The organism is Cedecea neteri NBRC 105707 = ATCC 33855 (assembly GCF_001571265.1).
GTDB classification, from domain to species: domain Bacteria; phylum Pseudomonadota; class Gammaproteobacteria; order Enterobacterales; family Enterobacteriaceae; genus Cedecea; species Cedecea neteri.
This window is the reverse complement of record NZ_BCTL01000010.1, coordinates 188,656-198,134: the sequence shown is the minus strand read 5'-3', so window position 1 is coordinate 198,134 and position 9,479 is coordinate 188,656. Positions and strand designations below refer to the sequence as shown.

10 protein-coding genes are annotated in these 9,479 nt (G+C 59.8%); all 10 read right to left on the bottom strand.

The features are described from left to right. Nucleotides 1–81 precede the first annotated feature (81 nt). From sctU to sctV, 10 genes are read right to left on the bottom strand one after another with little or no spacing between them, the layout of a single operon-like run. The gene (sctU, locus tag CNE01S_RS06160; RefSeq protein WP_045783357.1) at nt 82–1,164 is read right to left on the bottom strand and encodes a type III secretion system export apparatus subunit SctU; all 1,083 of its coding nucleotides are present in this window, start codon (nt 1,162–1,164) and stop codon (nt 82–84) included. A gap of 24 nt (nt 1,165–1,188) precedes the next feature. After that, the gene (sctT, locus tag CNE01S_RS06155; protein ID WP_061274338.1) at nt 1,189–1,998 is read right to left on the bottom strand and encodes a type III secretion system export apparatus subunit SctT; all 810 of its coding nucleotides are present in this window, start codon (nt 1,996–1,998) and stop codon (nt 1,189–1,191) included. Next, on the bottom strand, nt 1,995–2,261 hold the full coding sequence (gene sctS, locus CNE01S_RS06150; protein WP_039291380.1) for a type III secretion system export apparatus subunit SctS: 267 nt from the start codon (nt 2,259–2,261) through the stop codon (nt 1,995–1,997). Before sctS ends, sctT begins: the two co-directional genes overlap by 4 nt. Nucleotides 2,262–2,268: 7 nt before the next feature. Next, nucleotides 2,269–2,934 carry a type III secretion system export apparatus subunit SctR gene (gene sctR / locus CNE01S_RS06145; protein ID WP_008460987.1) on the bottom strand — a complete coding sequence of 222 codons (666 nt, stop codon included), beginning with the start codon at nt 2,932–2,934 and terminating at the stop codon, nt 2,269–2,271. Then, complete coding sequence (locus tag CNE01S_RS06140) at nt 2,934–3,986, bottom strand: FliM/FliN family flagellar motor switch protein (RefSeq protein ID WP_061274336.1); 1,053 nt, start codon at nt 3,984–3,986, stop codon at nt 2,934–2,936. Before CNE01S_RS06140 ends, sctR begins: the two co-directional genes overlap by 1 nt. Next, nucleotides 3,983–4,606 (bottom strand): type III secretion system HrpP C-terminal domain-containing protein, encoded by a 624-nt coding sequence (locus CNE01S_RS06135; RefSeq protein ID WP_061274334.1) that lies wholly within the window; start codon nt 4,604–4,606, stop codon nt 3,983–3,985. The genes CNE01S_RS06140 and CNE01S_RS06135 overlap by 4 nt, the downstream gene beginning before the upstream one ends. Beyond that, a complete protein-coding gene (locus CNE01S_RS06130; protein WP_061274332.1) occupies nt 4,603–5,070 on the bottom strand; it encodes a hypothetical protein in 468 nt (155 codons plus the stop codon). The genes CNE01S_RS06135 and CNE01S_RS06130 overlap by 4 nt, the downstream gene beginning before the upstream one ends. Further along, a complete protein-coding gene (gene sctN, locus CNE01S_RS06125) occupies nt 5,057–6,421 on the bottom strand; it encodes a type III secretion system ATPase SctN (protein WP_061274330.1) in 1,365 nt (454 codons plus the stop codon). The genes CNE01S_RS06130 and sctN overlap by 14 nt, the downstream gene beginning before the upstream one ends. Then, nucleotides 6,415–7,359 (bottom strand): FHA domain-containing protein, encoded by a 945-nt coding sequence (locus CNE01S_RS06120; protein WP_061274328.1) that lies wholly within the window; start codon nt 7,357–7,359, stop codon nt 6,415–6,417. Before CNE01S_RS06120 ends, sctN begins: the two co-directional genes overlap by 7 nt. 11 nt (nt 7,360–7,370) lie before the next feature. Then, nucleotides 7,371–9,467 (bottom strand): type III secretion system export apparatus subunit SctV, encoded by a 2,097-nt coding sequence (gene sctV, locus CNE01S_RS06115; RefSeq protein ID WP_061274326.1) that lies wholly within the window; start codon nt 9,465–9,467, stop codon nt 7,371–7,373. Between the last annotated feature and the right edge of the window lie 12 nt (nt 9,468–9,479).

Genomic DNA, 9,479 nt, shown 5'->3' with positions numbered 1-9,479 from the left:
TGCGGAGCGAAAGATATCTCCTGGAGGATTCACAAGTTAAATGTGACTAAGACAGAGCACAAGGAAGGGGCGATCGCTCCATTACTCCTCAAACTCAATCGTCTCACCCTTCAGGCGGCCCTCAAGCTTGCGCAGCAGGCGGTAAATAGCGGCCACCGCTTTTAGCGTGTCGCGCGGAATATAGGCCCCTTCTTCGGTGGTGCGATAAAGGTTACGGGTGAGCCAGACGTAGCGCACCACCGGGATATTGGCGGCATGGGCCAGTTTAATCAGCGCTTTGGCGTCTTCGTCCTGGGCTTTAAACAGCAGCACCGGCAGCGGCGTTTCGTCCGGAAGATAGCGCAGCCCCACGGCGAAGTGCGTCGGGTTCACCAGCAGAACGTCGGCTTTTTCCATCTCTTGCGGAGTGACTTTTTTTGCCGGGGCGTTGAGGATTTCATGGGCGACGTGTTTGCGGTGGCCCTTGGTGTGTGGGTCACCTTCCATCTGCTTATATTCGTTTTTTACGTCCTCGTGGCTCATGCGGTTCTGCTTAAGGAAGAAGTATTTCTGCAGCGCAAAGTCGGCCACCGAAAATACCAGCATCACGCCAACGATGGTGTGAGCGAGGGTTTCCAGAATCGCCACGCCCGCATGCCAGAAGCCGTCCAACGTGCCGCCTGAAAGATTGGCCATTTGCGACAGGCGGGGCTTGATAAGCAGCCAGAACACCACGGAAAGGGTGATGGCCTTCAGCAGGCTGTTGAGGATCTGAATAAACTGCTTCACCGAAAACATCTCTTTGAATTTATTCAGCGGATTCAGCGCCTCAAGCTTCGGGGCCAGCGCGGCGATGGCAAACAGCGGGCCAAACTGGATCCAGCCTGCGGCGATGCGCAGCAGAATCACGGTGCCCACCGTCATCATAAAAAACACCCCGACGGTCAGCAGCGCGGCACCACCCACTTCCCCTAACGCCTGGTTGAAGGGGCTGCTGAGGCGCATCAGCGGCAGGAGCATCAGCGCCTGAAGCTTCGCCATGCTGGCCTCCATCATCGAAAAAATAAGCTGCAGCACGCCGAACATAATCAGCAGTTTGGGAATGTCCTGGCTCTGGCTGACCTGGCCTTTTTTGCGGGCCTCCTGAAGTTTATGGGGGCTGGCCTTCTCTGTTTTTTCACTCACGGCTTGGCACCCTCCGAAGCGGCGTTACCAGGTGGTTTGACGGGCGGGCAGAATATCCGCCAGGTGCGGGATTAAATCGCGCAGGCTGCTGAACTGGTGGCCGGCGAAATACTCCAGCGTGGGCAGGTAAAAGATAAAGAACAGCAGCCCGGCGATGCACTTCAGCGGCACGGTCAGCACCGTAGCCTGCAGCTGAGGGCTGTAGATGCTGAGCACCCCGACGGCAAAATCGAGGAACAGCAGGAGCAGTACCAGCGGGCCAGCGTACAGAATGGTGTCGATAAACATCTGCTTCACCTGGTCGAGGAACACCAGGAATCCCTGCTCGCGGAAGTCCGGCAGCCAGCTGTCCACCGGCCACAGCCGGTAGCTGTCCCAAATAACCTGAGTGGCCAGGGAAAGGCCAAAGTTGACGATAAGCACCATCATCGACCACTGCAAAAGCATGTAGCCGAGCGGCGTTTCGTCTGCGCCCAACGCCGGGTTAAGCTGGCCGCCGCTCAGCGCCCCGCGCTGGTTATCAAACAGCACGCCAACGGACTCAAACAGCCAGAAGGGAAGCGCCAGAAGGTAACCAAGAAAAATCCCCAGCACCACTTCTTTCAGCATCATGGCGACAATGCCCCACGGCGTGTGCGGGGCATTAGTCAACATTGGCACAATGGTCGGCGTGACAAAAAGCGCCAGAGGGACAACAACCGCCGTGCGGATCATCCCTTTCAGGGCAGAGAACGCAAACAGCGGCGTCAGTAGCACGCAAGGGTAAATACGGGCGATTGCCAGCCCAAGTCCCAGCATGCCGTTGAAAATGGGCGTCAGTTCGGCGGCAATCATCGCAGGGTTCCGGACGCGGCCATCATGTTGAAGGCGGACTGCGCCAGCTCCACCATTTGCAGGCCAATCCAGCGGCCGCTCAGCGCCAGCGTGGTGCCCACGGCCACCAGCTTGATGGCGAAGGGCAGGGTCTGATCCTGGAGCTGAAACACCGCCTGCAGCAGGGACACCACAATGCCCACCAGCACGGCGACCACCAGCGGCGGCGCGGAGAGCACAACCACCATCAGTACCGCCTGCTTAAACATGTAGATCATGTCCATAACGTCCTCACATATAGCTGTAGAACAGGCCGTCCAGCAGGCGCGTCCAGCCGCTCACCATCACAAAGAGCAGAATTTTGAGCGGCAAAGAGATGGTCATCGGCGACACCATTTGCATCCCGAGCGCCAGCAGCACGTTGGAGACAATCAGGTCCACCACCAGGAAGGGGATAAAAATTAAAAAGGCGATCTTGAAGCCGTTTTGCAGCTCGGACAGCACGAACGCTGGGATCAGGATCAGCAGGTTATCGCGCTGGTGCACAACCTTTTCCGACAGATCTTTAGGCCACATGCGCTGGCTGTTTTCCATCAGGTGTGTTTCGAGGTCCGGGTCGCTGTTGCGCAGCATAAAGTCGGTCAGCGGCTTGATGCCGTACTGCAAACTGTTCTCCAGGCGCTCGGCGCTGGTGGTATCGAGAGGCTTTTCCTTGAAGCGGGTTTGCATCCCGTCAAACACCGGCGCCATCACGAACAGCGTGGCGGCCAGCGCGATGCCGTAAAGCGCCATGTTGGGCGGCGTTTGCTGCACCCCGATGGCGTTACGCGTCAGCATCAGCACCATTGAGATCTTGAGAAAGCTGGTGGTGATCATCAGCAGCAGGGGCAGCAGCGAAATGGCCCCCAGCAGGATGGCCAGCGCGAGCGGATTGAATGAGCTGATATTCTCGGCCATCAGACGGGTTCCAGGGATGAACCTGCCTGGCGAAGCATGCTAGTCACCTGGAAACCGAGCGTGCCGTTAACGTCCACCAGTTCGCCCTTGGCCAGCAGGCTATTGCCGTGACACAGCAGCGCCTCACCCGGCGTGACGTGCTGAACCAATACCGTTGACCCCGCATCCAGCTGCTGCAGTTCGCCGAGCGTAAGCTGTAAGTTGCCGCAGCGGATGGTCAAATCCAGCGACAAGTCGTCGAAACTCCCCCGTGTTGTTTGCCATTCCCCGGCGGGTACCACTTCCTCGCCGTCCTGCTGATCGTCGTACTCCTGGGAGGCGTTCGGGTAAGTCATGGTTAGCTCCTCGCTAAACGTAATGTGTAGTAAGTCTCTGTGAGTTGTTTCGCTCGCCAGTTCCAGGTGAACCTGAAATTGTCGTCGCGCCAGCGGCATGACGCCGTGCCCTTCCGGTGAAAAGAAAGCCTCGGTCGGCAGGAGCAAATCTCCATTAGCCAGGCGGCGGGCGGCACCTGCGGAAAGCTTGAGCTTGCCAACGGTCAGCGGTAACTGGAGCGGAGTTTCAGGGTTAAGCGGGGCCATCAGCCGCTGCCAGGCCGGATGCTGAGCAAGCTGATGCAGCGTGGCCCAGGAGAGCGACAGCAGGGTGCTGGCCTGGGCTTCGCCGAGAAAAACCTCAAGGCGCAGCGTGATGTCAGGCTTTTGCTGCTCTTCTGCGGGCTGCAGAAATTCAAAGAGTTCGGCCAGTTGAGGGCTGAGCTGCTGGCTGAAATAGCGCCAGTACCAGGCATTGTCCTCGGTGGCGATGCCGGGCAGCGCCGGGCAATCTGCCATTAGCCCCAGTACCGGCAGCGGGTCGCTAAAAAACAGCGTGCCCGCCGCGCAGCGGAAGGCTTCAGGCAGTATCTCGGGCTGGTTCTGCGTACGGGAAGGCAGGAGGCGGAGTTCGCCGGCCAGCTCCTCCCGAAAAAAAGGAAGCCGCCAGCCGCTGCCGGTCCAGCGCCGCAGGCGGGCTTCATCCGCTGACTGAGCGGCAAGCGCCAGACGTTTCATACCGCCTCCCGCCGCTTAAAGCGGAGGCGAACGTTTTTCCCCAGACGGCCGCTGAGCGAGCCCTGTCCGTCCTTTTCAAAGCCGCGAACTTTGTCCCAGGCCTCGGCGGAAAAGCCGAGTGCAATATCCAGCCCATCGCCATTGGCCGGGATAACCTGTGCCACCACTTCGCCTAAATCCGGCAGCAGCAGGCTAAAGCGGGCGGGCAGGCTTTCCTGCTGTTCAATACCCTGCACCAGATGCGATTCCAGCATTGCCTGTAGGGCTGAGGACTGGGATTCACTGGCCTGCTGCGGCTGTTCGGTACCGCCGAGCGAGCCGTCAAACAGGTTAAGCGCGAGAATAGGCATCACCGGGGCTGGTTCATCATCAGACAGGAGATCGCTGAACTCTTTTTCATCCCGCGATAGCTTCTGACGGTCGCTGGCCCGGCTAAAGGAGGAGGCGCTTCGGGCCGGCATTTGCGGCATTGTAGGCATGCTATTCACCGCCGTGCGCGGTGCGCGAGGGGCTGGCGTTTGTGGGGCGCTCTCCGGCTGGTGATGCGGCTGCGGGGCCGGATGAGCCTGTTGCCAAAGCCTCGGCTGTGGGTGAGGATTTTTTAGCGCGTGATGAATCATAAGGCGTTCCCCTGATTTTGGTTGAGCAAATACTCCATTTTTTCGATGTCCCGCTGGCAGCGCTGCACGGCTGACTGCGCGGCGGTGAGGCGTTCTTGCTGCTGCTGCGCCTCTGTATGCAACTGGTGCGTTTGCTGAATTTGTTGAATAACACCCGCACGGCTGGATTTCTCTACATCCAGCGTCTCCCGCAGGTCGTTAAGCGGCTGCGTGACGCCCGCGTGCCGGGGCACGAAATCATTGCGTAGCTGCAAATAGCCGATTTTCTGTTCTGCCAGCTGTTGCTCACCCCGTTCGACGGCCTGCTGGCAGCGACGAAGCTGCTGCTCATGCTGGCGCTGCTCGCTTTCACAGCGGCGTAAGCGCCGCCGCCGGATGGGGAGCAAAATCTTCAGCACCTGTTCCAGAGCAATCTGCTGTGGATCGGGTGAGGACGGCGTTTCGGCCTCGCTATAACGGCGCATAAGCAATCACCTCCTGCAGCTGCTGGCGGGTATCGACAAAGTCGCTCGGGGCGTGGTTGGCCTGGCGTAAAAAGGCGTTGATGGCCGACTGAGACTGCACCGCGGCGTCGGTCATTGGGTCATTTCCCGGCTGGTATTCGCCGAGGCGGATCAGCATTTCAACCTGTTGGTAAGCCGACATCATCTGGCGCAGCGTGCTGGCTTCGGCAATGTGTTCTCGTGGGACGACGTTGCTCATGGTTCGGCTTAGGCTGGCCAGCACGTCCACGGCAGGGTAGTGCCCACGCTCGGCCAGGCGTCGGGTTAAGACTATGTGGCCGTCTATCAGCGAGCGGACTTCGTCGGCCACGGGATCGTTCATCGAGTCCTGTTCAATCAGCACCGAATAAAGGGCGGTGATGGAGCCGCGCGAGGTTTTTCCGGCGCGTTCGAGCAGTCCCGGCAGCAGGGTATAAACCGACGGCGGCAGTCCGCCACGGCCCGGAGGTTCGCCGAGCGCCAGGCCAATTTCGCGCTGGGCACGGGCAAAGCGCGTTAGCGAGTCGATAATCAGCAGGACGTTTTTGCCTTTGTTACGGAATGCCTCGGCAATGGCCGTGGCGGTAAACGCCGCGCGGGCGCGTTCCATGCTGCTGCGGTCAGAGGTGGAGCAAACCAGCACGGTGCGTGAGCGCAGCTCGGCGTCCAGCTCGTGGTCGAGGAATTCGCGGAGTTCTCGGCCACGTTCGCCAATCAGGCCAAACACAATGGCATCGCACGGTGTGTTGCGTGCCATTTCGGCGAGCAGGGTCGTTTTGCCGCAGCCGGCCCCGGCGAAAACGCCGACGCGCTGGCCCACGCCAATCGTCAGCACGCCATCGATGGAGCGGATCCCCGTTGGCAGCGGAGTATCAATGCGCGGCCTGTCCGTGGGCGGCGGTGCATCGCCGAGCACGCCTCGGGCGTCCGGCGTTTCGCTGGCCAGCGCAAAAGCAGACAGACTGTCTTCGTCAATAGCGCGGCCGAAGCCGTCCAGCACGCTGCCAAATAAGCTGTCCGACACGCTAATCGAGTGGGGCTGAAACAGCGGCGTGACGCGGGCGCCCTGGGCGATGCCGTCCAGCGGTCCCAGCGCGGAAAGCAACGTGTGGCGAGGGTTAAAGCCGACAACTTCGGCCATTACTTCGGTGTCGCCGCTGCGGCTGATAAGACACAGGTCGCCGATGCGCGCCTGCGGCAAGCTGCTTTCTAGCAGAATGCCGCTGATGCCGGTGATGCGGCCATAGGCGCTGACGGCGGAAAGCTGGCTTAGGCTGCTATGGCGCTGGGCAAACCAGGCGTTGAGGTCGGTCTGATAGCGCACCATTACCATTTCACCGCGATGTTTTCCTTGCCGCCGAACTGCACGCTGTCGGCGGTAATGCCGGTCAGGCGCAGGCCGTTACGTTCGTCGCCGACAAACAGACGCTGCCCGTCCTCGGTCACGATGTTGGCGTGCGGTCCGGCGGTAATTTGCACGATATGGAAGGGCAGCACGGCCTCACGCACTTTAGTTTGGTTAGTCAGCGCCACCTTGAGCTGATAATCGCCGCGGATGCTGTCCACCATACGGCTGACAATCGGCAACTGGTTTTCCTGCAGGTCGCCGGTGAGCGTAATACCCTGCGGTGTGCTGGTGAGCTGCACCTTGTTATAAAGCTCGCGTTCGCGGAGATCCTGTTCCAGCACGCTGCGCAGTTCGTTGCTGTTGGTAATAGCCGGTTTAATTTGCGGCTCGTCGTCGCTGTTCTGCTGGGCGATGCCGGGCTGTAGCACCCAACTGAAGATGGTAAAGGTCAGCAGCATCAGGCTGGACAGGGTGAAGATTTGCGCCCAGCGGGGCAGGATCTTTGCCAGCAGCGAACGGCGTGCAGCCGGAGCCGGTTTGCTTTGTGTCCCGCCGACGGGTTCGCGTAGGGTGGGGGCCGGTTCGCTCGGGCTGGCAACAGGCAACGGCGGCGGCGGGCGGTTATCCCACTCGTCGTCGGCGGCAGCAAGCGTCAGCCAGACGCCGCCGACGGCGAAGATTTCACCGGGCTGCCAGAGCTGCTGTGTGCTCAGGCGCTCACCGTGGCGGTGGCAAACGGTGCCCTCCATCGGCGTGAGCAGCCAACCTTCGGCGCTGCGGCTTAGCTGGGCATGGCTGGCTTTAATGCCGCCATCGTTGAGCTGCAAATCGCTGTCGGCCGCGTTGCCCAACTGCCAGCACTCGCCGCTTAACGGCAGCGCCGCGCCTTCATGTAATCCGTTTAATACTCTCAGCTCATACATGGCAGCACCCTTTATGCAGTGAAGGCGTCAAGCGCGTTTTCGTGAATATCAATGCGCCCCAGCACGTTGACCGGAAGGTTAAATTGCAGTTCGGCGAACGAAAGCACCGGGACGTGATGGAATTCGTCCTGGATAAGCAGGCGCAGCGGGCTACGTAAATCCTGGGCGGACAGCAGCACGCTGGTTTGCCGCTGGAACAGGGGGAACACTTCCCGCAGCTGTTCCAGCAGCAGGGCGTGTTTGTCCTGGCTAAGGGCGAAGAAGGTTTCGTTCTGCGTCTGGCGCAGGCTGTCGCGCAGGATCTCTTCGGTTTCCGGCGTCAGCAGCCAAACCTGTATCCCGCCATCGTGGCTGTACTGGTGGCAGATGTGTTCTTTGATATCGATTCGAACCTGGTCGACCAGCAGGCCCACATCGCGCTCGTGCTGGCCATGCACAATCAGCGACTCGGTAATGCTTCGCACCGAGCGCAGCGAAATACGTTCCGCCACCAGGCGCTGCAGCACGGCGCTCAGGCGAGTGATTGGGAAGATGCGCTGGAATTCCTGTGCCAGTTCCGGCAGGTCCATCTCCAGCCACGAGATAATGGCGCGGGTCTCTTGCAGGCCAATAAAGCGCGGGCCGCTGGCAAAGAGCGCTTCTTCCATGCGGGCCAGCAGCAACTGGTGAGAACTCCAGGACTCCATCTGGAATTTATCCAGCAGTGGGTCGTTTTCTTCCAGCCACGCCCAGCCTTTTTCCTGCGGATAGGTTTCCGTGCTGAGTTCGGTGCCGGTCTCTTCCTGAGCCAGCAGGCGGTGGTCCAGCGCCCGCTTACTTGAGGTAAAGGTGCCAATCACTTTAGGCACTTCATACACCAGAAAACGAAATTCATTGTCGGGCTGGTACGGCGAAAAATCGATGTTGAACACCGGCAGCGTGAAGCCGTACTGGTTCACGATCCGGTTACGCAGGCGGCGAATGTCTTCGATAAGCGCCATTGCCGCCGGATCGCCGGCGCGAGCGGATGAGAAGCTGAGGACAAACAGGCGGCTGGGGTTGAAGGTACGAATGTCTTCTTCACCGTTGGCTTCCGGGGCGACAATCTCACCGCTGGTGCTGGTGGCCGCCGCGCGTTTGGCACGCCACATCTGGAAAAGCCCCGAGCCCAGAGTGATTATCCCCAGCACGATAAATACCGCCGTTGGCATGCCCGGCAGCAGGCTGAAGCAGAACATGCCGATGGCGGACATGATCCAGGCCTTGGGTTGGTTAGTCAGCTGGTCGCTTATTTCGCGGCCAATGTTGTTGTTGGGGATGTCTTCATTGGCCGATACGCGGGTGATCATCATCCCGGCGGTGAGCGAGATAAGCATCGCCGGGATCTGGTCAATCAGGCCGTCGCCGATGGTCAGAATGGAGTAGACATTGGCGGCGTCGCCCGCGGCCATGCCCAACTGCAGCACGCCAATACAAAAGCCGCCCACCATGTTGATGCTGAGGATCACGATCCCGGCGATGGCATCGCCTTTCACAAACTTCATGGCGCCGTCCATTGCCCCGAAAAGCTGGCTCTCTTTCGCCAGATCTTCACGTTTACTTTTGGCCTGCTGGACGTTAATCAGCCCGGCGCGCAGATCGCTGTCGATAGACATCTGCTTGCCCGGCATGGCATCGAGGGTAAAGCGGGCGGCCACTTCGGCGATACGCTCCGACCCTTTGGTGATAACGAGGAAGTTCACCACCGTCAGGATCAGAAACACCACCAGCCCCACCGCCAGATTGCCGCCGACCACAAAGTTGCCGAAGGCGGTGACGATATGTCCGGCGTTTTGCTGCAGCAGGATCTGGCGCGTGGTGGAGATAGAGAGCCCGAGGCGGAACATGGTGGTCAGCAGCAGCACCGCCGGGAAAGTGGTGAACGCCAGCGGTTTGGGCAGGTACATCGCCGTCATGATAAGCAGGCATGAGACGCTGATGTTGACCGCAATCAGTACGTCAATCAGCCCCAGCGGCAGCGGGATGATCAGCATGAACACCACCGCCAGCGCGATGAAAGCCCCGACGACTTCGGAGCGTTGCATGGCGGTTATTGCCAGCCGGTTAAGAAGGTTAAACAAAGCGTTCATGGGCTATTCAAT

Coding starts and splice junctions, on each gene's coding strand:
- CNE01S_RS06140 (WP_061274336.1), bottom strand. CDS start 3,986: ATGAAACGTCTGGCGCTTGCCGCTCAGTCAGCGGATGAAGCCCGCCTG.
- CNE01S_RS06130 (WP_061274332.1), bottom strand. CDS start 5,070: ATGCGCCGTTATAGCGAGGCCGAAACGCCGTCCTCACCCGATCCACAG.
- CNE01S_RS06120 (WP_061274328.1), bottom strand. CDS start 7,359: ATGTATGAGCTGAGAGTATTAAACGGATTACATGAAGGCGCGGCGCTG.
- sctV (WP_061274326.1), bottom strand. CDS start 9,467: ATGAACGCTTTGTTTAACCTTCTTAACCGGCTGGCAATAACCGCCATG.
- sctR (WP_008460987.1), bottom strand. CDS start 2,934: ATGGCCGAGAATATCAGCTCATTCAATCCGCTCGCGCTGGCCATCCTG.
- sctT (WP_061274338.1), bottom strand. CDS start 1,998: ATGATTGCCGCCGAACTGACGCCCATTTTCAACGGCATGCTGGGACTT.
- sctS (WP_039291380.1), bottom strand. CDS start 2,261: ATGGACATGATCTACATGTTTAAGCAGGCGGTACTGATGGTGGTTGTG.
- sctN (WP_061274330.1), bottom strand. CDS start 6,421: ATGGTAATGGTGCGCTATCAGACCGACCTCAACGCCTGGTTTGCCCAG.
- CNE01S_RS06135 (WP_061274334.1), bottom strand. CDS start 4,606: ATGATTCATCACGCGCTAAAAAATCCTCACCCACAGCCGAGGCTTTGG.